Source organism: Hymenobacter glacieicola, from assembly GCF_014640315.1.
Classification (GTDB): domain Bacteria; phylum Bacteroidota; class Bacteroidia; order Cytophagales; family Hymenobacteraceae; genus Hymenobacter; species Hymenobacter glacieicola.
This window is the reverse complement of sequence record NZ_BMGS01000006.1, coordinates 235,149-258,871: the sequence shown is the minus strand read 5'-3', so window position 1 is coordinate 258,871 and position 23,723 is coordinate 235,149. Positions and strand designations below refer to the sequence as shown.

Sequence of the window (23,723 nt, the reverse complement as noted above, 5' to 3'; positions counted from 1 at the left end):
TGATTAGAATATAGCAACAACGAGCACCTAGCAATCAGCAACCGCCACCAACTGCTCTACCTTAACTCCCACAAGTACATGGCAAATAACACGTACGATGCAATTGTCATCGGCTCCGGCATTTCGGGCGGCATGGCCGCCAAGGAGCTGACGGAGAAGGGCCTGAAAACCATCCTGCTGGAGCGGGGCCGCAACGTAGAGCACATCAAAGACTACGTTAATGCCAACAAGGCGCCCTGGGAGCTGCCCCACCGCGGGGGCAAAACCCAGCAGATGATTAAGGACTACCCCGTGCTAGGGCGCGACTATACCCTGAACGAGAGCAACCTTGATTTCTGGGTAGATGAGAAGGAAAGCCCCTACGTGGAGGTTAAGCCCTTCGACTGGTTCCGGGGCTACCAGGTGGGCGGCCGCTCCCTGATGTGGGGGCGCCAGTCGTACCGCTGGAGCGACTACGACTTCGAGGCCAACGCCAAGGATGGCGTGGCCGTTGACTGGCCCATTCGCTACAAAGACCTGGCGCCCTGGTACAGCCACGCCGAGAAGTTTGCGGGCATCAGCGGCAACCGGGACGGCCTACCCCAGCTGCCCGACGGCGACTTTATGCCGCCCATGGAAATGAACTGCGTGGAAAAGGACGTAGCCGCCCGCATCAAGAAAAACTACAAGGACCGCCACATGGTGATTGGGCGCACGGCCAACATCACCAAGCCCCATAACAACCGCACCAACTGCCAGTACCGCAACAAGTGCTGGCTGGGCTGCCCGTTCGGGGCCTACTTCAGCACCCAGTCGGCGAGCTTGCCGGCGGCGGTGGCCACGGGCAACCTCACGTTGCGGCCCCACTCCATCGTCACGCGCATTCTCTACGACAAGGATACCAAGCGGGCCAAGGGCGTGGAAGTGCTCGACGCGGAAACCAACCAGACCTACGAGTACTTCGCCAAAATCGTCTTTCTGAACGCCTCGGCCCTGAACTCGGCCTGGGTGCTGATGAACTCCGCCACCGATGTGTGGCCCGGGGGCCTGGGTAGCAGCAGCGGTGAGCTAGGCCACAACGTAATGGACCACCACTTCCGCGTGGGCGCCCACGGCGAGATGCCCGGCTATGAGGACAAATACGTGTACGGGCGGCGGGCCAACGGTATTTACGTGCCGCGCTTCCGCAACCTGTTTGGGGATAAGCGCGACTACATCCGGGGCTTTGGCTACCAGGGCGGGGCCGGCCGCGAGGGCTGGAGCCGGGAAATTGCCGAGATGAGCCTCGGCGGCGACTTTAAGGATGCCCTCACCGAACCCGGCCAGTGGACCATGGGCCTCGGCGGCTTCGGCGAAACCCTACCCTACCACGACAACCGTATCTTCCTGGATAAAACCAAGAAAGACAAGTGGGGCCTGCCGGTGCTGGCCATGGACGCGACCATCCGCGACAACGAGCAGAAAATGCGCATCGACATGATGCAGGATGCCCAGGAAATGCTGGAAAAGGCCGGGCTCAAAAACGTAAAAACCTACAACAACGGCTACAACATGGGCGGCGGCATTCACGAGATGGGCACCGCCCGCATGGGCCGCGACCCGAAAACCTCGGTGCTCAACCAGCACAACCAGGTCTGGGATGCGCCCAACGTGTACGTGACGGACGGCGCCTGCATGACCTCCGCGGCCTGCCAGAACCCCTCCCTGACCTACATGGCCCTCACGGCCCGGGCCGTCGACCACGCGGTGGGCGAGTTGAAAAAGCAAAACGTCTAATTCAGCCTGTTATGAACAGAAGAGACGCAGTAGCCCGGGTGGCCCTCATCATGGGCGGCACCCTCATCGGGGGCGACTATTTCCTGACCAGCTGCTCCTCGCCCGAGGCCGAGAAGGAGAAAAAGGCCACGGTGAAAAAGCAGGAAAAGCCCTTCCTCAGCCAAGACCAGGTTGCCTACCTCAACGAAGTGGGCGAAACCATTCTGCCCACCACCAAAACGCCCGGCGCTAAAGCCGCCGACGTGGGCTCCTTTATGGCCGTGATGGTGAAAGACTGTTACAAGCCCGAAGACCAGCAGATTTTCCTGAAAGGCCTGACCCAGCTAGAGCAGGCCAGCCAGAAGAAAAACGGCAAGGGCTTCCTGGAGCTGGACCCGGCCCAGCGCACGGCCCTGCTCACGGCCCTGGACGCGGAGCAGAAGCAGTACAGCCAAACTAAAACCCGGGAAGCGCCCAACCACTACTTCCGCATGTTCAAGGAGCTGACCTTGCTGGGCTACTTTACCTCCGAAACAGGCAGCACCAAAGCCCTGCGCTACCTCCCCGTGCCCGGCAAGTACGACGGCTGCGTGCCCTACAAAAAAGGCGACCGGGCCTGGGCGACAACCTAAGGTTGGGTGGGGCCGGGTAGTAGTAGTGTCCCGGCCCTCACTACTTGTCATTCCGAGCACAGTGAGGAATCTGGGGTAAACTCAAGAAGCTACCCCAGATTCCTCGTCACTGGCTTGATGCGCCACATGCTCGGGATGACAGAACAACACTCTCCGCACTAATGGAGCGGCCCGCAGGCCGCTCTGTAATCAGCAGATATGAGAAATAATCTGCGTACTTGGATGGCATGAAACTACGATTAGGCATGATTGGCGGCGGACAGGGCGCTTTTATTGGCGCGGTTCATCGTCATGCCGCTGCCCTGGATGGGCTGTACGAACTAGTGGCCGGGGCTTTCAGCAGCAACCCCGAAACCTCCCGGGCCAGCGGGCAGCTGCTGGGGCTGGCGCCGGAACGCGTGTATGGCTCGTTTGAGGAGTTGATTCACGGGGAAAAGCAACGGCCCGAGGCCGAGCGAGTGCAGGTGCTGTCCATCGTGACGCCCAACCATTTGCACTTTGCCCCCGCCAAGCTGGCGCTGGAAAATGGCTTCCACGTCATCCTGGATAAGCCCATGACGTTTTCCCTGGCCGAAGCCAAGGAGCTGGAGCAGATAGCCGAAGCCAGCAACTGCCGCTTCTGCCTGACGCATACCTACACCGGCTACCCCATGGTAAAAGAAGCCCGGCAGCTGGTGGCCTCCGGCGAGCTGGGCACCATCCGCAAGGCCTACGTGGAGTACCCCCAGGGCTGGCTCAGCACCTTTGAGGAAGGCGGCAGTAACAAGCAGGCCGCCTGGCGCACCGACCCCGCCCGCAGCGGCGTGGCCGGAGCCATGGGCGACATCGGCACCCACGCCTTCAACCTGCTGGAGTACGTTACCGGCCTGCAAGTCAGCCAGCTCTGCGCCGATATCAACACGGTAGTGCCTGGCCGCCAACTCGATGATGATGGGGCCGTGCTGCTGCGCTTCTCGGGAGGGGCCAGCGGGGTGCTGGTGGCTACCCAGGTGGCGGCCGGCGAGGAAAACAACCTGCGCCTGCGGGTGTACGGTGAGAAAGGCGGCCTGGAATGGCAGCAGGTTGATGCTAACACCCTGCAAGTGAAGTGGCTGGACCGCCCGACGGAAATCCGGCGCGCGGGCACGGGCTACGTCGGCTCCTACGCCCGCCACAACACCCGCACCCCGGCCGGCCACCCCGAGGGCTACCTCGAGGCCTTTGCCAACCTCTACCGCAACTTTGCCCTGAGTTTGCAAGCCGACCTGGCCGGCACCGCCGCCCCGCCCGAAGCCCTGGACTACCCCAGTATTGCGGAAGGAGTGCGCGGCATGGCCTTTATTAAAAACGTCATTGCCTCGGGCCGCTCCGAGCAGAAGTGGACTGAGTTTACCGTATAACTGCGCATGAAAACCATTAAGGGACCTGCTATTTTTCTGGCGCAGTTCATTTCCGACGAGCCCCCGTTTAACAGCCTGGAGTCAATCTGCCAGTGGGCCAGCTCCCTGGGCTTCAAGGGCGTACAGCTCCCAACCCTGGATAAACGCTTTATCGACCTCCAGCTGGCCGCCGAAAGTCAAACTTACGCCGACGAGCTGAAAGGTAAAGTGCAGGCCGCCGGCCTCGAAATCACCGAGCTGTCGACCCACTTGCAGGGCCAGCTGGTGGCCGTGAACCCGGCCTACGACCAGCTGTTCGACGGCTTTGCGCCCGAGGCGGTGCGCGGCAACCCGGCGGCCCGCCAGGAGTGGGCCGTGCAGCAGCTCAAGTACGCCGCCAAAGCCTCCCAAAACCTCGGACTGACGGCTCACGCTACCTTCAGCGGGGCCCTGCTCTGGCCTATGGTCTACCCCTGGCCCCAGCGCCCGGCCGGCATGGTGGAAACTGGCTTCACGGAGCTGGCCCGGCGCTGGCTGCCCATCCTGAATACCTTCGATGAGTGCGGGGTAGATGTGTGCTACGAGGTGCACGCCGGCGAGGACCTGCACGACGGCATCAGCTACGAACGGTTCCTCGACAACGTGCAGCAGCACCCCCGCGCCTGCCTGCTCTACGACCCTTCCCACTTTGTGCTCCAGTGCCTGGATTACCTGGCGTACCTCGACATTTACCACGAGCGGATCCGGGCCTTCCACGTCAAGGATGCCGAGTTTAACCCCACGGGCCGCCAGGGCGTGTACGGGGGCTACCAGAGCTGGCTCGACCGGGCCGGCCGCTTCCGCTCCCTCGGCGACGGGCAGGTCGACTTCAAGGCCATTTTCAGCAAAATGGCCGCCTACGACTTTCCCGGCTGGGCCGTGCTGGAGTGGGAATGCGCCCTGAAGCACCCCGAGGACGGGGCCCGCGAAGGTGCCGCCTTCATCCAGAACCACATTATCCGGGTCACGGATAAGGCATTTGACGATTTCGCCGCGGCGGGCACCGATGAAGCCCGCAACAAACTTCTGCTAGGCCTTTAACTACCCCGATTCCTTCCCATGAAAAACGCCATCCTGCTCCTGAGCTTCTGCGCCAGCCTGGCTGCCTGCGGCTCCGGCTCCGAGAAGCCCGCTGCCAAAGAAGACTACACCCTGGCCGACACCGAAGAAACGCTGAACACTGACAGCACCACCGGCTCCAACGTGACGGCCGTGGCCCATCAGCCCCAGATAGATACCAACACCACCAAAATCGGGACGGCCCCTACCGGGGGGGCCGTGGCCAAGGGTGCCAAGCTGATTGAGGGCGCCGACTGCACGGGCTGCCACCGCGAAAACGAGAAGCTGCTCGGGCCCGCCTACAAGGCCGTAGCCGAAAAGTACCCCGCCACCGCCGCCAACGTCAGCATGCTGGCCGGCAAGGTCATAACCGGCGGCAAAGGCAACTGGGGCGACGTCGCCATGACCCCGCACCCTGGCCTGTCCAAAGCCGACGCCGAGGAAATGGTTCGCTACATCCTCAGCCTCAAGTAGTTTCAAAGTACACGCGTAAAGGTTTGCCACGCCTAAAAGGCTATCAAGCAAGCAAAACGTGTCCTGCTGAGCGCAGCCGGAGGCGGAGTCGAAGCATCTACACCGCTGGCTAACCACTAGGCGTTCGGCTCCTCTTCTCCTTTGGAGAGAGGGACGGGGGGTGAGGCGCCCACGCTAGCAACGAAGCAATAGAGATGCTTCGACTCCGCTCCGCAGGACAAGACCGGTGAGAATGTCAGTAAGCCAGAAGCCACGCCTTGCTTGCAAAACTCTCCTACTATCAAGAAGTGCCTAAAAACAAGCAGTACCCCCGGATTCCTGGGCCTACCCACAATGACAGCGCAAACGTGCTCCTCAGACATTGCTGTTCTAGATAGCCAGCCTTTCCCTACCTCTACTCCCTCCGCTTATGAATACCACCACCCGGATTAAGCTGTCCATCATGATGTTCCTGGAGTTTTTTATCTGGGGCGCGTGGTTCGTGACGCTGGGAACTTACTTGCTGCGCAACCTGAGCGCCTCCGGTACGCAGGTCGGGGTAGCGTTTCTGACCCAGTCGATTGGGGCCATTGTGGCGCCGTTTATCATCGGCCTCATTGCCGACCGGTTTTTCTCGGCCCAGAAGATTCTCGGGGTGCTACACCTGGCCGGGGCCCTGTTGCTCTGGCGCGCCTCCACCGCTCCCGACTTCGGCTCCTTCTACCCTAACATCCTGACGTACATGGTGCTGTACATGCCCACGCTGGCCTTGGTCAACTCCATTGCGTTTCGGCAGATGCAGAACCCGCAGAAAGAGTTTGCCACCATTCGGGTGCTGGGTACGCTGGGCTGGATTGTGGCCGGCCTAACGATTGGGTGGCTGAACTGGGAGCAAAGCGGCAGCCTGCAGGCTACCTTCCTGATGGCGGCCGGCGCTTCGGCCCTGTTGGGGCTGTTCAGCTTTACGCTGCCCGCTACCCCGCCCGTAAAGCGGGGCCAGGCCAGCTCCCTGGGCGATATGCTGGGCCTGGATGCCATTGGCCTGCTGAAAAACCGCTCCTACCTCATCTTCTTTCTGGCTTCCATTGCCATCTGCATTCCACTGGCTTTTTACTACGGCTTTACCAACCCCTTCCTAAACGAGGTCGGTATGAAAGCCGCCGCCGGAGTGCAGAGCCTGGGGCAGGTATCAGAGCTGCTGTTTATGCTGCTGATTCCGGTGTTTTTCAGCCGCCTGGGCGTCAAGAAAATGCTGGCCATTGGCATGCTGGCCTGGGTACTGCGCTACGTGTTCTTTGCGTATGGCAACGCCGAAAGCAACTATTGGATGCTGATTGTGGGCATTGTGCTGCACGGCATCTGCTACGATTTCTTCTTCGTGACGGGCCAGATTTACACCGATAACCTGGCCGGGGAGCGGTTCAAAAGCTCGGCCCAAGGCTTTATTACCCTGGCCACCTACGGGGTAGGCATGCTCATTGGCACCCTGCTTTCGGGCCGCATCTTCGACAGCTACCAGGCGCCCGGCGGCACCCACGACTGGCGCATGATCTGGCTGATTCCGGCCGCCATTGCGGGGGTAGTGGTCTTGATGTTCCTGCTTTTGTTTAAGGACCGCACCCAGCCCCAGGCCACCGAACCGGCTTCCGCGGCAGCGGCTCCTTCCCTGGCAACTCAAGCTACCTAGCCCCATGAGCACCTGGAACCGCCGCGCGGCCCTGAAAGGCCTGCTTACCAGTACGGCCGCCGTGGGTGCCCTGGGCATTGCCGGCGCCTGCACCCCCGATGAAAAGCAAGCTGGAACCGCCGTGCCCCCCAAAAACAACCTGAAGCACTCCGTCTGCCGCTGGTGCTTCCAGGGCCTGCCCCTGGAGCAGCTCTGCGCCGCCGCCAAGGAAATGGGCATCGGCGGGATTGACTTGGTGGGACCGAAAGACTGGCCGACGCTGAAGAAATACGGCCTCGACTCGCCCATGTGCAATGGGGCCGAAATCAACCTTACCGACGGCTTCAACGACCCGCGGTTTCACGCCCAGCTGCAGAAGCAGTACGCCGAGATGATTCCGCGGGTAGCCCAGGCCGGCTACACCAACCTGATTTGCTTTAGCGGCAGCCGCCGGGGCCTCTCGGATGAAGCGGGCTGGACAAACTGCGTGCGGGGCCTGCAGCCCCTGCTGAAGCTGGCCGCCCAGCACAAGGTAGTGCTGGTGATGGAGCTGCTCAATAGCAAAATCGACCACAAAGACTACCAGTGCGACCGAACGACTTGGGGCGTGGAACTGGCTAAGCGCCTGGGCTCCGACAACTTCAAGCTGCTCTACGACATCTACCACATGCAAATCAACGAGGGCGACGTGATTCGCACCCTCACTGAACACCACCCCTACATTGCCCACTACCACACGGCCGGCGTACCGGGTCGCCACGAAATCGGGGACAGCCAGGAGCTGAACTACCCGGCCATCATGCGCGCCATCAAAGCCACCGGCTTCCAAGGGTACGTAGCTCAGGAGTTCATGCCCCAGCACCCCGACAAGCTGGCTTCCCTGCGCCAGGCCATTCAGCTGTGTGATGTATAATGTCCTTGCAACGCAGGAGGAATGTGGGTCAAATTCTAATGGCTCGACCCAGATTCCTCCTGCATCGAAAGGACCCGTTCAATTGACCTTTTACTGTGCCTCTTCCTCGCCCCTATGAAGCTAGCCGTACTCGTTTCCGCCTTTCTGCTGAGCACTCCCTTCATGACCCAGGCCCAACAAACCGGCAAACCCGAGGCGACCGAAGTGTGGGAGCCCGTACCGAAAACCGTAGCGGCTACTCCCAGCTTCCTGCCCCCGCCCTCCGATGCTATAGTCCTCTTCAACGGCAAAGACTTGAGCCAGTGGGTATCGACGGAAAACCGCGCCGCGCCGGCCAAGTGGAAGGTAGCGGGCGGGCTGCTGACTGTGGACAAGGCCAACGGCAACATCGAAACCAAACAGGCCTTTAGCAACTACCAGCTGCACCTGGAGTGGCGCATTCCGGCTACCATTGAAGGCACCGGCCAGGTGCGCGGCAACAGCGGCGTGTTTCTGGCCTCTCTTGGCAAGGGCGACCTGGGCTACGAGCTACAGATTCTGGACTCCTACCAGAATAAAACCTACGTGAACGGCATGGCCGGCAGCATCTATAAGCAGCACGTACCCCTGGCTAACCCCGCCCGCAAGCCCGGCGAGTGGCAGTCGTACGACGTACTCTGGACCGCCCCCGTCTTCAAGGCCGATGGCTCGGTACAGGCGCCGGCTCGCGTAACAGTACTGTTCAACGGGGTAGTGGTGCAGAACAACGTGGCTTTGTCCGGACCGACGCTGTACATCGGTCAGCCTAGTTACCAGCAGGCCCACGGCCCCACGCCCATCAAGCTCCAGGCCCACGGCGACAAGAGTGAGCCGATTAGCTACCGCAACATTTGGGTACGGAAACTGTAAGAGCACCAAGTCAGACAGCTGTACTTTGCTGACCAAAACCAGGCCCTGCCCGCAACGAGGTTATCCTTGTTGCGGGCAGGTGCGTAAAGGGCGTGTATTGTATCGTTACGAAGGATCAAGGGAATAAGCCACCTTTTGCAGTTCTTCGTGGCCGGCTTTCTCTGGCCCCTACTCTCTTTGGCTGTATTTGTTAGCGTGCGTCTTGTATATGGTACCTTTCTCTGCTTCTACCGGACAAGACCTTCCCTTCATCGAATTGGAGTACGAGCTACACCTGTTTGTGGTGGGTAGCACCGCCAAGTCGTTGCGCGCCCTGGCCAATATCCAGCGCATATGCGGGCAGTATCTTTCCGGCCGTCACACCCTGGATGTTGTTGACCTGAACGTGCACCCCGAGCGCGCCGGCCAAGAAGGCCTGCTGGGCATTCCGTGCTTGGTGAAAAAGCGGCCCGGCCTGGTTCGACAACTGGTAGGTGATTTATCGGACCAGGAACGGGTGCTCAAGGCCCTGAGCATCGAATAGCGCGCCGCTGCATAAGCTGTCCTTGCCGGGTCTTACCCCTCTGGGCATCCTAGCTTCGGAGTGTGCGGCAGATGAGCCAGGGCCGGAAAAACTACACGGTCAGCCGCCCGGACTTTTTTCTTGTTCACGAGTTTTTTGTGGCTCTCTTGCCGTCTGCGTTGTTACTTGCTGCGGGAGCAACGCCTGTTCTCGCTGAGCGCACCAACTTATGGCCGTCAAAAAGCAGCAAACTTCCCTCCGGGATTTGGCCCGGCAACTGAACCTGTCCACGTCCACCGTGTCGCGGGCCCTGGCAGACCACCGGGACATTGGGGAAGCTACCAAGGAGCGAGTGCGGCAACTAGCCCAGGAGCTGAATTACCGGCCCAACCAGTTGGCCGCAGCCCTGCGCAAAGGCCATAGCAAAACCCTCGGCGTCATCGTGCCCCACATCAAGGGCTACTTTTTTCCGGCCGTCATGAATGGCATCGAGAAAGTAGCCACCCGGGAAGGCTTCAACGTGCTGCTGTGCCAGTCCAACGAGGATGTACAGCGCGAACAGCGCAACATCGAAACCCTGCTGGCCGCCCAGGTAGAGGGTATCCTGATGTCGGTTTCGGCTACTACCCTCGACCAGGTTGAGCACTTTGAGCAAGTTCGCCGGCAGGGCACGCCGCTGGTATTCTTCGACCGGGCCCCGGACCTACCGCGCAGCATGGCCGTGGTGCTCGATGACTTTCAGGGTGCTTACCAGGCTGTGCGCCACCTGATTGAGCAGGGCTGCACCCGCATTGCCCACTTGGCCGGTCCGCAGCACCTGAACACCAGCCGTAACCGCTTTTTGGGCTATAAAGCCGCGCTGGAAGCTCACGGTCTGCCCTTCGAGGAGCAGCAGGTGTATGCTTTGCCCGCCTTGACCCACGATGCCGGCCGCCTGGCCATGCAGCACCTGCTGGCATTGGTGCCGGAGCTGGATGGGGTGTTTGCCGCCTACGCCATTCCCTCCGTGGGGGCCCTGGAAGTGCTGCGGGAAAAGCCCCTGCGCGTACCCCAGGACATTGCCCTGGCCTGCTTCAGCAATGAGCCCTTCACCACCATGACCCAGCCCCACCTAACGGTAGTTGACCAACGGGCCGAGCAAATGGGCGAAACGGCTGTGCGCCTGTTCTTGCAGCTGCTCAAGCGCGGCCCGGCCTACGAGCCGCCCCACTTGGTGCTTAAGCCCGAGCTCATCATTCGCACCTCCTCCCTGCACCGTTCGCGGGAGCCACAGCCGGTACGCTAAGGCACCGCCACCACCTACAGGCCTGTTTTTGTGTTTCACTTTCTCACTCCTTTCCATTCCGCGCATGAGTTCAGAACTGTCCAAACCACAGGTATTTCAACAGATGGAGGCCCGGCTCCGGGAGCAAGGCTTCGGCATAACCCAGCAGGATCAGTCGCGCCCCTGGGGTGGGTTCTTCGTGATTCAGGAAGACCAGGCCCAACAGTTCGCCGACACGTATTTTGAGGGGCTGTCGGTAGAAGAGCTGCGGATTTCCGGCAAGCTCAGCCCGAAAGTGCTGCTGGTAGCCCCGCACCAGCGCCTGTCGTGGCAATACCACCACCGCCGCGCCGAAATCTGGCGCGTAGTAAGCGGCACGGTGGGCGTCGTCACCAGCCCCACGGACGAAGAAGGCGAGCTGAAAACCTACGGCCCGGGCGAGCAAATCACCCTGCAGCAGGGCGAGCGGCACCGCCTCGTGGGCCTTGATGGCTGGGGCACCCTTGCCGAAATCTGGCAGCACACCGATGCCGGCCAGCCATCCGACGAAAACGACATCGTGCGCGTCCAAGACGACTTCGGGCGTTGAGCTGCCGGGTAGCCTTTTTCACTTGTTCGTGGCTCCTTTCCCGTCCCGCTTCTCGTTTGTGAGGTCCGCCCTGACCTGGGAGCCGCTACCGCAGCTGCTTTTTCTGGGCCGCTGGGGGCTGATTTGTGCCGCCGTGGGGTTGCTGGTGGGTTCCGCTTCGGCCTTCTTTCTGCTGGCCCTCGATTATGTGACGGCTTGGCGGGAAGCTCACCCCACCGTCATCTGGCTGCTTCCCGCCGGGGGCTTCGTGGTGGGAGCTAGCTACCATTACTGGGGGCAGCAAGTGGTAGGCGGCAACAACCTGCTCCTGGAAGAAATCCACAGTCCGCAGCGGGTAGTACCGCTGCGCATGGCGCCCCTGGTGCTGTTCGGGACGCTGGCCACGCACTTGTTTGGCGGCTCGGCCGGGCGCGAAGGCACGGCGGTGCAGCTAGGCGGCACTCTGGCCGATCAACTCACGCGCGTACTCGGCTGGCGCCCCCGCGACCGTAAAATCCTGCTGATTGCGGGTATCAGTGCCGGGTTTGCCTCAGTGTTCGGCACACCGCTGGCGGGGGCCTTGTTTGGGCTGGAGGTATTTTTGATTGGCGCTATCCGGTACGAAGCCATCGGACCGAGCTTTCTGGCGGCCATCCTTGCCGACCTGGTTACGCGCGCCTGGGGCGTGGGGCACTCGGCCTACCCCCAGCTAGAAACCGGAGGGCCAATCACCCTGCAACCCCTCCTGCTGACGGTGGGGTGCGGGGTGCTCTTTGGCCTTATGGCCCGTAGCTTTTCCGCCCTGACGCATCAGATCAGCCGCTGGTTTGCCCTCATTTCCTACCCCCCATTGCGGCCGGCTCTTGGCGGCTTACTGGTAGCACTGGCCGTGGCCGCGCTTGGCACCACCAAGTACAGTGGGTTGGGCATCCCGACGATTATGGGCGCGTTTCAGGCCCCGCTGCCGCCCCAGGATTTTGTGCTCAAGTTAGCTTTGACGGCCCTTACTCTTGGCTGCGGCTTCAAGGGTGGCGAGGTTACGCCGCTGTTTTTCATTGGGGCAACCCTGGGCTCGGCCCTGGCGGTTGTGCTGCCGCTGCCCGTGGCCCTGCTGGCGGCTATGGGCTTCGTGGCCGTGTTTGCGGGGGCCGCTAATACGCCGCTGGCCTGTACCTTCATGGGGCTGGAGCTCTTTGGCTCGCAGGCGGGAATATACCTGGGCCTGGCCTGCGTGGTAGCGTATCTGTTTTCGGGGCACACCGGCATTTACGGGGCACAGGTGGTAGGACAGGCCAAGCACCAGCGCCTAGTTCGGGAGCAAAATCGGCGCCTGCGTGACGTTGCCTCCGGCCGCGACCAGGGCTTGCCCGAGCCTCCGGCGAGGTAGGGTAAGGCCTCTCGCAGAGTGGGCCCGGGCGTCATCGGGGCGCTGGCCTACCTTAACATTGCGGCCGCCCGTTGCGGCGGAGCTTACGTAGTACTCTCAATACAAGCTTTATGCAAGTAGGAATCGATAGTTTTGCGGCTGCCCTCCTGGACAACGGTACCGGCACTACCCTGAGTAGCTCGGAGGCAATGGAGCAGTTGCTTGAGCGAATTGAGCGGGCCGATCAGGTGGGCCTGGACGTGTTTGGCATCGGGGAGCACCACCGGCCGGAGTACCTCGACTCGGCTACGGCGGTTATTCTGGCCGCCGCGGCCGCCCGCACCCGGCGCATTCGTCTGACCAGCGCCGTTACGGTCCTCAGCGCGGCAGATCCGGTGCGGGTGTTTCAACAATTTGCTACCCTGGACCTTATTTCCCAGGGGCGGGCCGAGCTGGTGGTGGGCCGGGGCTCGTCCATCGAAGCATTTCCGCTGTTTGGCTTTGACCTGGACGATTACGACGCCTTGTTCACCGAAAAGCTCGACCTGCTGCTCGCCGTTCGGGCGCAGGAGCGCGTGCACTGGTCCGGTCGGTTCCGGCCCGCCCTGACGGGGCAGGGCATTTACCCGCGGCCCCTGCAACAGCCGCTCCCGGTTTGGCTGGGCGTGGGAGGCACGCCCCAATCCTTTGTCCGGGCCGGTACGCTGGGCCTGCCCCTGATGGTGGCCGTTATTGGGGGCGAAACGCACCGCTTCCGCCCCCTCGTTGACTTGTACCGGGAAGCGGGCAGGCGGGCCGGTCATGCGGCTGAACAGCTGCAGGTGGGCCTGCACTCCCTGGGTTACGTGGCGCCCACTACCGAGCAGGCCCTGCGAGAGTTTTACCCCGGCTACACCCGCACCTTTACCAGCCGGGCCCGGGAGCGGGGCGGCTCGCCCGTCACGCAGGCGCAGTTTATGGCCCAGGCGGGTCCGTTGGGCGCCCTGCTGGTTGGCAGCCCCGAGGACGTGGCCGCCAAAATTATGCGGCACAGCGAGGCGCTGGGCGGTATTTCGCGAGTTACCTTCCAGATGGACGTGGCCACCCTGCCCCACGCTAGCGTGCTGAATGCCATTGAGTTGCTGGGCACGCGAGTAGCGCCCTTGCTACGAGCCGATTCTTCAGGCGGGCCCGGAAGCCAGGGTTAAGCGCACGGAATACTCGGCAGCAGATGGGTGGCGCGGGCCGTTGCCCCGGGCCGGGAAGCAGGGCTAGCAGCCGTGTAACAACAACCGCTTCGGCCGCTACTACCAATATCTTGGTAGCTTGCTTGCCTACCCTTCGCTTATGCGTGATACTGGTCTGATCCAGCTCGACGCTATTTACAAGGCCGCCCGAACCGGAGAAAAGGTAGCGCTGCGGTAATATTTCAGCCGTATGCGTGGGCTTACTACTACCGTCACCTAGTGAACAAGAAAATCCAACCAATTCGGGCGCCCGCTAGGTACCGAGTCGGCTGGGTTTCGGGCGGGTGTTTGGGGGCCCGCCGGGGTAGCCTAGGGCTGGGTTGGCTTGCGCTTAGCCCGCCAACGTAGCCAGCGCTGCCGAAGCGGGTTGGGCAGGGGCTGATTGCCGGTCCACTGCTGCCCATCCGTTGCCACGTACTGCTGGTAGCGCTCCGGCTCGATGCGCCGACGATCCACGAAGTACAGTCCGCCCCGGAAGCCCCGGCGCCGCACCCACTGGTTGATCAGGTAGGCGTGCAGGCGCTCTAGGGAGTGAAAATCGCGGGTGGGCACGCCGTAGTCGCCCTGAAAGTAGCGGCCAGCCACCACGGGCGGGCGCACAATGCCCAGCACGTCTCCGTGCCGTAGGCGGCTGATGTCGGTGACCCAGGCTCCGTTGATGATGTTCACGGCCGGGTACGGGGATGGGTTGCCCCACATAACTTTGCGCCCCGCCCCGTTGACGTTGGCAAACCAAGGCAGGTGTGACATCACGAAAGCCGAGAAGTATGCAAACTCTTGCGGGTCATAGTTCCGCTCGCGGAACACCAGCGTGACTTCCCGGCCTTCCTGGCGAATAAGCCGGCGCAGCTCCTGGCGGAAGCGGGTATCGGCCAGGTACTGCATGGCCTCGGCGAAGGTGTTAAAGAGCAAGGACAGGCCGTTGTAGTGCACTGCCCCGTGCAGGTAATTGATGGCGTGGGGCATGCGGCGCTGGGGTCCATGCGGGATTTCCGGCGTAGCGACCGACTTACGCACCATGGCGGCCAGAAAGCGTCCTACTTTCCCAACAATGGCCTCATCCGGCTCCGGTACGTAGTCGGCTTGAGCCCAATGCGTACCCACCGGCGTACAAAATACGAGGTTGTGCGGCCATACGGGCTCAGTGGAGCCAGGTAGCAGCCCCGTTACCCAGGGATGATCGGCAGCCAGCAGGCCGGCGGGCATCTTATGGATGGACAGCAGCCGCATGACGTGGAAGGCGCCCCCGGTATTATGCAGCAAATTGCCGCGCACAACGTTCTGGGTCAGGAAAAATGCTTCTTTCAGCCGGTCCCGCTTTCGAGCTTTTTCCAAACGGGCAGCAGAAGGACGGGCAGGTGGCACAGAGGATTCTGAAGCAGCCATGAGACGCGGAAGTTGAAAAGAGAAAGTTGAGGTAGCGCAAGCTAACGCAAGATACAACGATGTTTCCCGGGGTAGCATTGCTCCTGCTGCGGGGTTCCTTCCCCGAATACTTCCTAAGCTATTACAGGCCAACCCACACCCACCGCTTAACCAACGGACGCGCGGCTCCTTGCGGCCGGGCTGGGTCCCGTGCGCTGCCGGCCACAATTTCCGCTCCCGGCAGCTGTTGCAAGTCCTGAGCCGGCGCACTATGCACGTCGCGAACCAGGGCCAGAAAGCTGCTGGGCCCACCACGGTAAACTATCTATTCTCAACTCGTTATATCGGATATTTCCTCGGCCCTAATTCAATTGTACTGCAGCCTTAACCGGAAATCCGGTAAATGCTCACGCGGGCAACCCGCTCCTGGTTGCGGCTGCGTAGGTTTCCCGTTCCTATCCTTGTTCTGCTATGCTGCGTTTTTTGCTGGGTTTATTAGTGCTGCTGGCGGGCCCTTCCGCTGGCTATGCCCAGGTGGGCCGCGCGGACAGCACCCGCACCAGCCCCGACCGGCTGCTGGCCTACACTTTTGCCAACGACGCTTTCTTACGCACAGACTATTACTTTACCCAGGGCATGACCCTGCTGCTGGTAAGCCCGGCACTACGATACTCGCCCGTAAACCGAATTCTGGGGCCCGTACCCCGCGGCAGCGTCTTGTACCACGGCATCCGGCTGCACTACGATGGGTTTACGCCCTTGCGCATTCAGGACCCGTTTATTCGGGTTGGCGACCGGCCCTACGCTTCTTATATCTACGCCGACTTGCTGCGCGTGGCCCGGCACCCAGCCCGCCGCCTGCTGGTAACTACCGCCCTGCACGTGGGCTTCATAGGACCGGCAGCGGGAGCCAAGGGCTTTCAAACTAAACTGCACAAATGGCTGGGGGCCCCCACCCCGCGGGGCTGGGGCTACCAAGTGCAAACCGACTTGGTGCTGGGCTATGAAGGCCGGGTAGAAAAGCAACTGCTGGCCGCGGGGCGCTTCCTGGACTTTAACGGGGAAGCCAGCGCGTCGGTGGGGACGCTGCAAACCTACGCCGGAACGGGCGCTACCCTGCGGCTGGGGCAACGGCCCTCGGTTTTTGAGTCGTGGGGCGTTGTCACGGGGGCCAATCGCGCCGGGCAGCGCCAGCTGCAGGCCTACGCCCAGACGCAGGTTGAAGGCCGACTGGTGGGCTATAATGCTACCCTACAAGGGGGCCTACTTAACCGCCACACACCGTACGTACTGCCCGCATCCGCCATTCGTCGGGCCCTTGCGCGCAGCACCAGCACGGTGGGCCTAGGGTACGCGGGCGTACGGATAGAAGGTGCGTTGACATGGATTTCTCCCGAGTTTCGGGGCGGCCGTTCCCACCGCTGGACTACCCTCGGTGTGCAAGTTGCCTTCTGATAAAGCAGCTTTTTCTGCGTGTTCTGAGGGGCCTTTGCTCGCGGCTATACTAGGTGGCTGGGGCCTGGCATACTACTTGCAACCCCACAACCGTTCAGGTGCTGCAATGGCATTCTGATGCCTCAAAGCGCCGTGGTAGGATTATGCCACCTTAGGCTGAACTGGGCCTGCTCTCCTTCTTATCTTCCTTCTTAGTACCTCATGAATTACGTTTGTGTACTGCTGCTAACGTGCTTCACGTCGCTCAGTAACGTTGTTGTGCCCGAGCGCCGGGAAGCTGCAGTTCCCGTTCAGAAATGGGCCGACGTAGATACCACCCGGGAACTGCTCCGGCAGTGCAATGCCTACCGCCAACGGGCCGGCTTACCACCCCTGGTACTCAGCGAAACAGCCTGCCGGGCTGCCCGCTTGCAAGCTATTTACAACCTTACCCACCGCACCCACGGCCACTACCACCCGCTCTACCCCACGCCCCGGGAGCGGCTGACGGCCGTCGGGCACAAGTTTGAGAAGGCCAGCGGCTTTGTCAGCTACGGCTACGAGAACTGCGTCCGGTTCCGGGGCATGCGGCCCGGCCACCTCCGCAGCATAGAAGGCCAGATTCTGCGCGCTTACCAGAATTCACCCAAGCACAACGCAACCTTGCTCGACCCCCATCCCACCAAAGTTGGCATTGCCACCATTTACGACGGCGACGAGCTGCAGAACTCCATGGTGTTTTGCATTTAGCGTCCTGCCGTACAAGGTAGTGAGCCCATTACGCTAGCAGTTGCACCATCTCATCAACTAAGTGGGCATCCATTGGCTTAATGAAATAGCCCTGCACGGCGCTATAGGAGTTGGCCCTTTTAATGTCGTCGGGGTTAATAGAGGAGGTGAGCACGCACACGGGCACTGGCTTGGCCAAATGCTCGGCCGAAAGCGCATCCAAAAACTCCCAGCCGTCCATTACGGGCATGTTCAAATCCAGCAAAATTAAATCAGGGAGCTTGGCAGGCTGGTCGGAGGCGCGGTGAAGCGCGTCCAGGGCGGGCTGGCCATTTTTGTACTTCTGCACCCGCTTGAACGCCCCGTGCTGTTGCAGGTACAACTCCGTGATTTTGGACGTAATAAAGTCGTCCTCAATGACATACACTAAATCAAACAATTTCACTAAAGTACACTTTGAAGGTAGTGCCCACGCCAACTTCGCTGGCGACTTCAATCTTGCCGTTCATGGCCTCTATCTGGTTCTTGATAATAAAGAGCCCCAGTCCGCGCGCGTCTTCATTGTCGTGGAAGGTTTTGTACATCCCGAAAATCTTGTTCTGGTTGCGTGCCATGTCAATACCCCGGCCGTTATCTGCCACGGTCAGCACAGTGTAGTCGCCGTCCCGGTAGCTATCCAACGTGAGCTGCGGAGCAACGTTTGCCGAGCGGTACTTGATGGCGTTACTGAGCAGGTTTAGCAGGATGCTGTCCAGGTAAGCGGGTACTACCTGTACTGTCACTTCTTCCGGAATGTTCAGGTTAACAGTTAATTGGCTCTCGTGAATCAGCACGTTCATGGCCTCCAGGGTGCGGCTTACCTCCTGGCGTAGGCCGCGCATCTCCTTGGGCTGCACGCCCATGCTGTTGGCCGTTACAATTTCGTTCAGGTTAATGATGGTCTCGGCCAGCTTGTCGGTGCTGGTTTTGAGCATGTCCAGAAACATCGCGGCCTGGGTTTCATCCGTGGCATTTTGCAGAAACTTCACCAGCGCCGTTAGGTTGGCCGAGTGCGAGCGAATGTTGTGGGAAATGATGTAGGCAAAGTTCTGCAGCCGGGCGTTTTGCTGGTTGGTAAGGGCCAGTAGCTGCTTGGACCGCTCCAGGTTATCAACCAGCAGCGTCACATCGTAGCCCACGCACTGGATTCCTACAACTTCCCCGTTGCCATCCAGAATGCCCTTGAACTCCCAGTGGTTGGATTTCACTGAGTGGTCGTGGTAGGGCTTGCGCAAAATCACTTGGTGCGGCACGTTGGGCTCGGTGAAGCACAGCCCCACCGTTACCAGGCACTTAGGGCGGTCCTCCTCAATGATGCTCATTAGGGAAGAGGTGCCAATAATTTTGCTATCCAGCCCGAAACGCTCGTAAAAGAAATCGTTCACGTAGGTGTAGTTGCCCTGCGCATCAGTCCGGATAATGTACACCGACTGGTTGCCCAGGATGGCGCCATAATGGCTGGCAACTTCCTGGGCACTGATTTCCTCGTTGCGTTGCCGGGTAATATCCACTAATACACCCAGCAGGCGGTAGGCCTGCCCCAAGCTGTTGCGCAGCACCAGTCCCCAGCAGTGCAGCCACACCTTCGAGCCATCGTGACAGGTAGCCTGCACTACTTGGTCGAAGGAGTACGAATGATCGGCAATGCAAGCTGCTACGTACTCCGCCGTGGCCACTTCCTCATCAGGGCTGATGGCTGCGCGCCAGGCGGCGGCTTGGTTGAACTGCGCGTCGGGCTCGTAGCCCAGCGTGCGCCAGAATTTGGGGGTAGCCCACTTCTCCTCTTCTCCTGCCAAATTCCAGTACCACAGCCCAGCCAGCGTAGATTCTTGAATAAAGTCAAAAACGGTTTCGTCCGAGGCCTGTAAAGCACGAAGCTCTTCTCCTAGATAACTCATTGTTTTATACGTGCTTGTTAGACTGGACGAAAAATGGTTTTGGGGGCATTGCGTTAGGAGCTACAGAGTGAGAGGCTTAAAAATAAGTTTAGGCAGCTACGTAGCGTAGCAGGTTGGCGGCTTTACCTTCGGGACGAAACCTATGGCTCTGTACTGGAGCAGCGTTAGTTCTTTGTTTTGTATAGTAAACTCAAAATAACCTCATTGTTTTCAAACAAATAGCGAACTATCATATTTTTAATCCTAAATCGAGAATTTTTCCCAGCTTGGGCCGTCCAGTTATCTTTTTCCAATAAATTCTTGATCTGCATCGGCAGATCACTATCTTATTGGCGATAGAAACTTTATGCTCCCCCTTGTTTCGGAATCTGTCGCCATCCTCATCATGTCTCACTCATTCGTGACAAAAGCGCCTAAACTAGTGTACGTTATTGAGAATGACCGGATTAGCTCCGTCATTTCAGAGTTGATTGTAAAAAAGAACTTGCTGAGCAGCGAAGTGCAGACCTACAGCAACGGGCAGCAAGCGTTTGATCAGCTGCAACTGGCCCTGCAGCAAAGCGATCCGCTGCCCGACCTGATTTTGCTGGATCTGGATATGCCCTTGATGGATGGCTGGGAGTTTCTGGATGCTTGCGCCGCCCTCCCTCTGCCCCACCCCATGAATATCTTTATCCTTACTTCTTCGATCAATCCCGACGACTCAGATAAAATTCTGAATCACAGTGAGGTAAAAGGATTTTTCACCAAGCCTCTGAACGAGGAGGGAATACGCCGCATGCAGCTTTTGCTGCAGGAAGAGTAGCCCTGGCTTTCCTTCGTTATTTCCTGTTCTTATCCGGTCGAGGTTACTAGTGGCCCGTGTGGTGTGAGTTCCTGGCTGGGGTGCCGGCTTCTTTATTTATGCATCTTGTATCAATACTCACGCCGCCTGCAGAAGGTGTTTCTACTGGCTTGAGCCTGGGGCAGGCTTGCTCCTACGGGCTGGTGGCTGCCTGCTGCCTGCTCGTCCGGTTTCCGGTGTATGCCACCGCTGTGCTAGGGCCGGTGCTGCTGCTGGGCTTGCTCGGATTGGGTATTGCCCACGGCGCCTGCGACCAGTTGGTGTGGCCCGCGTATCGTCCGGTTCGGGGTCCGCGCTGGGCTTACCAAGTGCGGTTTGGGCTCGGCTACCTGGGCTTGGCCGGCGCCGTTGGGCTGGTGTGGTGGCAGTGGCCGGGCGTCGCGGCTGCCTTGTTTTTTGCCCTAACTGCCTGGCACTGGGGCTCAGCCGATGCCCCGGCCCACCCGCAGCGCGGCGCTTGGCTGGCACACAGCCTACTTCGCGGGGCCCTGCTGTTTGCGCTACCTGCGTACTTCTGGCCCGCTGAAACAGTGCGGCACGTCAATGGCCTGCTGCTCCTTACCGGCGCTCAGCCTACCCTACCCAGCGCCTGGTCGGGGCTGACGGTGGGGCTGCTGGGAGGCGTGCTGGCCGGGCACCTGGGGTTATGGGCCTACTTTGCCTGGCAGCGCTTACCTGCCCGCTGGCTCCGGGATGCGGGGGAGGCCCTGTTGCTGGCGGGCTTGTTTAGCAGCTGCCCCCCCTTGTTGGCCCTGGGAGTGTATTTCGTGTTTTGGCACAGTTTGCAGCACATTCTGCGCCTTGCCCCCTTACTTGGCTACGCGGCAGGGCCAGCCCGGGCGAGGACACGGCTGATTTTCTTTGCCCGACGAGCGTTGCCAATGCTGGCTGCCAGTCTGGCGCTACTAGCGGGTGCGTACGTGTTGGGCAGCAACTGGCTTCCTGCCCAGAATGCCTGGTTGGGGCTGGTGGTTCTGGCGGCTTCCGTCGTGACTGTGCCTCATGCCTTGCTCGTTACCTTGGTTATGGATGCACCCAAGTGGCAGGCGCGCCCCAGCACTACATCCAGCAAGCAGCTACTGAATAGCTCGAAGGATTATAAAGAACATACTCCTAGTTAACAGCCAGCGGCCCGGGTTTAAACAACGCGCCCAGACACCTCATCTGCTGCTCAAGTAGTATTCGGACCTAATTTCTGGCAAACAAAACGCCCTGGCTGCAGCTTGCAACCAGGGCGTTGGTGATCCCGCTGGGATTCGAACCCAGGACCCATACATTAAAAGTGTATTGCTCTACCAGCTGAGCTACAGAATCATTTCTTTTCTTTGCAACCGGCGAACGTTTTTCGCTGATTGTGGCACAAAAGTAGAGGCCCGATGTTAACCGTGCAACTGTTTTGCTAAAAAAAGTCCTCCTTTTTTTCCTTTTTGGGGCCCTGCTTTTTCAAGCAGCTCAGGCCCAAAAAGTTACTCCGCGGCTTCTGCATGCTGATTCTCTGTTTGAAACAGGGCATCCAGAGCAGGCTTACCCACTCTATCGCCGCGTACGGGAACAGGACGGGGTACAGTCGGCGCAGCAGCTGTTGCGCATGGCCTATACGCAGGAGGGCCTCGGGCACTATCCGGCGGCACTCTACTACCTGAGCCTAGCCCAGGTCTGGCAGCCCCGGCACGCTACCTGGGAAAAAATGGTGGACTTGGCCCAGCAGCACCGCCTGACGGGCTACCCCAATACCTGGCGGCAAAACCTGGTCATTACCATTCAGCGCTACTACTACCGCCTGTTGCAGGTCCTGCTGCTATTGGCCGTGGCCGGCGGCACGCTGCTGCTGGTGCGCCGCCGAACGGCCGACCGCGCCTGGTGGGCCATGTACGCTACCTATCTGCTGATGCTGGGCCTATTCCTGAATCTGCTGAGTCCGGGACGGGTAGGGCTGGTGTCGCGGCCTAGGGCGCCGCTCATGGCCGGCCCTAGCGCGGGCTCCGCCTGGCTTACGACGGCCGCCGCCGGCGACCGATTCGAGGTGCAGGGCCAGCAGGACATTTGGTACCGTGTGCAGTGGCAGGGCCGCGACGCCTACATCCGCCGGCCCGATTTATTGATTGTCGAATAAGGTAGCTCTAGCAGGTAATAACGCTGAAGCCGGCCGTTGTCAGGTGGAAACGGCTGGCTGCGGAGCGTGTGGCGTGCAAGCTAGTTAGAGGGTAAAGTCGGGCTCTTCCTTGCGGAAATGATTTAAGACCAGCTTATCGGCCAGGCCGGGCAGCCACTTGTTCAGAAACACCGTGAGCTTGCCCTGGCTGGTTAGTACCAGGTCGCGGCGGCGCTGCTGCACGGCGCGGAGCAGGTGCTCGGCCACTTCTTCGCTGCTCATCATCTGCTGCTCATTCCGCGGCGACTCGCCCTGGGCCGAGCCGTTGGCGGCCAGGGCCACATTGCGGATGTTGGAGGCCGTGAAGCCGGGGCAGGCCAGCAGCACGTGTACGCCCTGGGGCAGCAGTTCGGTACGCAGCGCCTCCAGAAAGCCGTGCATGGCAAATTTCGAGGCGGAGTAGCCCGTCCGACCCGGCAGGCCGCGGTAGCCGGCAATGCTGCTGATGCCCACAATGGAGCCTTTGGCCTGCGTAATGTGGGGCAAAGCAAACTTGGTGGTGTACACCGTCCCGAAAAAGTTGGTTTGCATCAGGCGCCGGATAACGTCCAGGTCGGCGTCGCGAAACAAGGCCCGCATGCTGATGCCCGCGTTATTGATGAGCACATCCAGGCGGCCGAAAGTGGCCACGGTTTCCTGCACGGCCCGCTCCGAATCGGCTTCTACCCCGACATCGGCCCGAATAGCCAGGTGGGCAACGCCGAGGCTGGCCAACTCCCGGGCCGTATCCTGCAAGCGGGCTTCGTCGCGGCCGGTAATGGCTACGCGGGCGCCGGCCCGCCCAAATGCCAGAGCAGTGGCCCGACCAATGCCGGAGGTTCCGCCCGTAATAAGCACTACGTTGTCTTTCATGAAAAAGGAGTAACCAGACGCTCTCCGGCTGGAAAGCCCGCAAAACTACGGGTATTTCCGCCAGCGTAGCGCTCCTACCAAGCACCGGCCACCCCCAGCGCACTGCGTGCCCGGCAGGAGTTACGAGGCGTAACCGACGCGCGAATTGTATTTTATCACGCTATTGTCACTATCTTCGAGCTACGTCTCGCCGGTGTTTATTTTGCTTCGTATGCCCCAGCCTTTACGTGTAGTTCGGAGCGAAAAAACCCGCTGTGGCCGGGGCTACCTAGCGCAGCGGGCCGAATTACTTCCTTTCCCTTGTCCAAATTACTCTTTGGCGAAGTCAGCCAGCCGAGCTTGCCGGCAAAGTGACAACGACGCGCGGCGGTCTACTAGGAATGGGTTGTGCCGGCCGGAAATTTACCATTGGGTGGATTGGGATGCAGGCGGTACTTTTGCTTCCAACCAGCTGATAAGTACTATCGTGAGTGGCCGGGCAACGGTCGTTAGAGTGCAGATTACTACTATTCATTCATGTGCCCATAGCCTTATGTAAATACGCCTACTCGTGCAACCTGCTTCCGCTGCTTCTGCTGGCAGCGGCGCCCTTACTCTTATTCTCCGGCCTGCTCTACTCACGCGCCCGCTCTTACTGGGTTTGCTACCGCAGCGCGGTGGACCGGCCGCAGACCTCTCCTTCCCTTCTCCGATACCGCGGTGGTGCGATGCCTGGCGGGCCACGCCCAACGAACTGCCGTGC

At 60.4% G+C, this 23,723-nt stretch carries 22 protein-coding genes and 1 tRNA gene; 18 read left to right on the top strand and 5 right to left on the bottom strand.

The window, feature by feature from the left end; all coding sequences use genetic code 11:
* Positions 1-78 precede the first annotated feature (78 nt).
* The 13 genes from IEW18_RS13150 (at position 79) to IEW18_RS13090 (ending at position 13,629) form a co-directional block, all read left to right on the top strand.
* Positions 79-1,755: a GMC oxidoreductase gene (locus IEW18_RS13150; protein WP_188558321.1), complete on the top strand. Its 1,677-nt coding sequence runs from the start codon at positions 79-81 to the stop codon at positions 1,753-1,755.
* Positions 1,756-1,766: 11 nt separating this feature from the next.
* Positions 1,767-2,366 (top strand): gluconate 2-dehydrogenase subunit 3 family protein, encoded by a 600-nt coding sequence (locus IEW18_RS13145; RefSeq protein WP_188558320.1) that lies wholly within the window; start codon positions 1,767-1,769, stop codon positions 2,364-2,366.
* A 227-nt stretch (positions 2,367-2,593) separates the two neighbouring features.
* Positions 2,594-3,745: a Gfo/Idh/MocA family protein gene (locus tag IEW18_RS13140; protein WP_229728730.1), complete on the top strand. Its 1,152-nt coding sequence runs from the start codon at positions 2,594-2,596 to the stop codon at positions 3,743-3,745.
* Between the two features lie 6 nt (positions 3,746-3,751).
* Complete coding sequence (locus IEW18_RS13135) at positions 3,752-4,804, top strand: sugar phosphate isomerase/epimerase family protein (protein ID WP_188558319.1); 1,053 nt, start codon at positions 3,752-3,754, stop codon at positions 4,802-4,804.
* A gap of 18 nt (positions 4,805-4,822) precedes the next feature.
* Positions 4,823-5,296 carry a c-type cytochrome gene (locus IEW18_RS13130; protein ID WP_188558318.1) on the top strand — a complete coding sequence of 158 codons (474 nt, stop codon included), beginning with the start codon at positions 4,823-4,825 and terminating at the stop codon, positions 5,294-5,296.
* A gap of 409 nt (positions 5,297-5,705) precedes the next feature.
* Positions 5,706-6,962: a nucleoside permease gene (locus IEW18_RS13125; RefSeq protein WP_188558317.1), complete on the top strand. Its 1,257-nt coding sequence runs from the start codon at positions 5,706-5,708 to the stop codon at positions 6,960-6,962.
* A 4-nt stretch (positions 6,963-6,966) separates the two neighbouring features.
* Positions 6,967-7,854 carry a hydroxypyruvate isomerase family protein gene (locus IEW18_RS13120; RefSeq protein WP_188558316.1) on the top strand — a complete coding sequence of 296 codons (888 nt, stop codon included), beginning with the start codon at positions 6,967-6,969 and terminating at the stop codon, positions 7,852-7,854.
* 114 nt (positions 7,855-7,968) lie between these two features.
* Positions 7,969-8,742 (top strand): 3-keto-disaccharide hydrolase, encoded by a 774-nt coding sequence (locus IEW18_RS13115; protein WP_188558315.1) that lies wholly within the window; start codon positions 7,969-7,971, stop codon positions 8,740-8,742.
* Between the two features lie 208 nt (positions 8,743-8,950).
* On the top strand, positions 8,951-9,265 hold the full coding sequence (locus tag IEW18_RS13110) for a circadian clock KaiB family protein (protein WP_188558314.1): 315 nt from the start codon (positions 8,951-8,953) through the stop codon (positions 9,263-9,265).
* A gap of 208 nt (positions 9,266-9,473) precedes the next feature.
* Positions 9,474-10,529, top strand: a complete 1,056-nt coding sequence (locus tag IEW18_RS13105) for a LacI family DNA-binding transcriptional regulator (RefSeq protein WP_188558313.1) — start codon at positions 9,474-9,476, stop codon at positions 10,527-10,529.
* A 64-nt stretch (positions 10,530-10,593) separates the two neighbouring features.
* Complete coding sequence (locus IEW18_RS13100) at positions 10,594-11,097, top strand: cupin domain-containing protein (protein ID WP_188558312.1); 504 nt, start codon at positions 10,594-10,596, stop codon at positions 11,095-11,097.
* 28 nt (positions 11,098-11,125) lie between these two features.
* Positions 11,126-12,463 carry a voltage-gated chloride channel family protein gene (locus tag IEW18_RS13095; protein WP_229728729.1) on the top strand — a complete coding sequence of 446 codons (1,338 nt, stop codon included), beginning with the start codon at positions 11,126-11,128 and terminating at the stop codon, positions 12,461-12,463.
* 110 nt (positions 12,464-12,573) lie between these two features.
* Positions 12,574-13,629 carry an Atu2307/SP_0267 family LLM class monooxygenase gene (locus IEW18_RS13090; protein WP_188558310.1) on the top strand — a complete coding sequence of 352 codons (1,056 nt, stop codon included), beginning with the start codon at positions 12,574-12,576 and terminating at the stop codon, positions 13,627-13,629.
* A 348-nt stretch (positions 13,630-13,977) separates the two neighbouring features.
* On the opposite strand, the gene IEW18_RS13085 is transcribed toward IEW18_RS13090, so the two are convergent.
* Positions 13,978-15,003 (bottom strand): hypothetical protein, encoded by a 1,026-nt coding sequence (locus tag IEW18_RS13085; RefSeq protein ID WP_188558309.1) that lies wholly within the window; start codon positions 15,001-15,003, stop codon positions 13,978-13,980.
* 501 nt (positions 15,004-15,504) lie between these two features.
* Here IEW18_RS13085 and IEW18_RS13080 point away from each other — a divergent pair.
* Together IEW18_RS13080 and IEW18_RS13075 are read left to right on the top strand one after the other, a co-directional pair.
* Positions 15,505-16,488: a lipid A deacylase LpxR family protein gene (locus IEW18_RS13080; protein WP_188558308.1), complete on the top strand. Its 984-nt coding sequence runs from the start codon at positions 15,505-15,507 to the stop codon at positions 16,486-16,488.
* 201 nt (positions 16,489-16,689) lie between these two features.
* On the top strand, positions 16,690-17,217 hold the full coding sequence (locus IEW18_RS13075; protein ID WP_188558307.1) for a CAP domain-containing protein: 528 nt from the start codon (positions 16,690-16,692) through the stop codon (positions 17,215-17,217).
* A 28-nt stretch (positions 17,218-17,245) separates the two neighbouring features.
* On the opposite strand, the gene IEW18_RS13070 is transcribed toward IEW18_RS13075, so the two are convergent.
* Positions 17,246-17,641, bottom strand: coding sequence for a response regulator (locus tag IEW18_RS13070; RefSeq protein WP_188558306.1), 396 nt, complete (start codon positions 17,639-17,641; stop codon positions 17,246-17,248).
* Positions 17,628-19,133, bottom strand: coding sequence for a sensor histidine kinase (locus IEW18_RS13065; RefSeq protein ID WP_188558305.1), 1,506 nt, complete (start codon positions 19,131-19,133; stop codon positions 17,628-17,630). The genes IEW18_RS13070 and IEW18_RS13065 overlap by 14 nt, the downstream gene beginning before the upstream one ends.
* Positions 19,134-19,518: 385 nt before the next feature.
* On the opposite strand from IEW18_RS13065, the gene IEW18_RS13060 reads away from it, so the two are divergent.
* On the top strand, positions 19,519-19,938 hold the full coding sequence (locus IEW18_RS13060) for a response regulator (protein ID WP_188558304.1): 420 nt from the start codon (positions 19,519-19,521) through the stop codon (positions 19,936-19,938).
* A 98-nt stretch (positions 19,939-20,036) separates the two neighbouring features.
* Positions 20,037-21,098: a Brp/Blh family beta-carotene 15,15'-dioxygenase gene (locus tag IEW18_RS13055; RefSeq protein ID WP_188558303.1), complete on the top strand. Its 1,062-nt coding sequence runs from the start codon at positions 20,037-20,039 to the stop codon at positions 21,096-21,098.
* A 117-nt stretch (positions 21,099-21,215) separates the two neighbouring features.
* Here the strand turns inward: IEW18_RS13055 and IEW18_RS13050 are convergent.
* Positions 21,216-21,291, bottom strand: a tRNA-Lys gene (locus IEW18_RS13050).
* Between the two features lie 274 nt (positions 21,292-21,565).
* Between IEW18_RS13050 and IEW18_RS13045 the strand changes: the two genes are divergently transcribed.
* Positions 21,566-22,090, top strand: coding sequence for an SH3 domain-containing protein (locus IEW18_RS13045; protein ID WP_188558302.1), 525 nt, complete (start codon positions 21,566-21,568; stop codon positions 22,088-22,090).
* Between the two features lie 84 nt (positions 22,091-22,174).
* On the opposite strand, the gene IEW18_RS13040 is transcribed toward IEW18_RS13045, so the two are convergent.
* Positions 22,175-22,981, bottom strand: coding sequence for an SDR family oxidoreductase (locus tag IEW18_RS13040; RefSeq protein ID WP_188558301.1), 807 nt, complete (start codon positions 22,979-22,981; stop codon positions 22,175-22,177).
* Positions 22,982-23,723 lie beyond the last annotated feature (742 nt).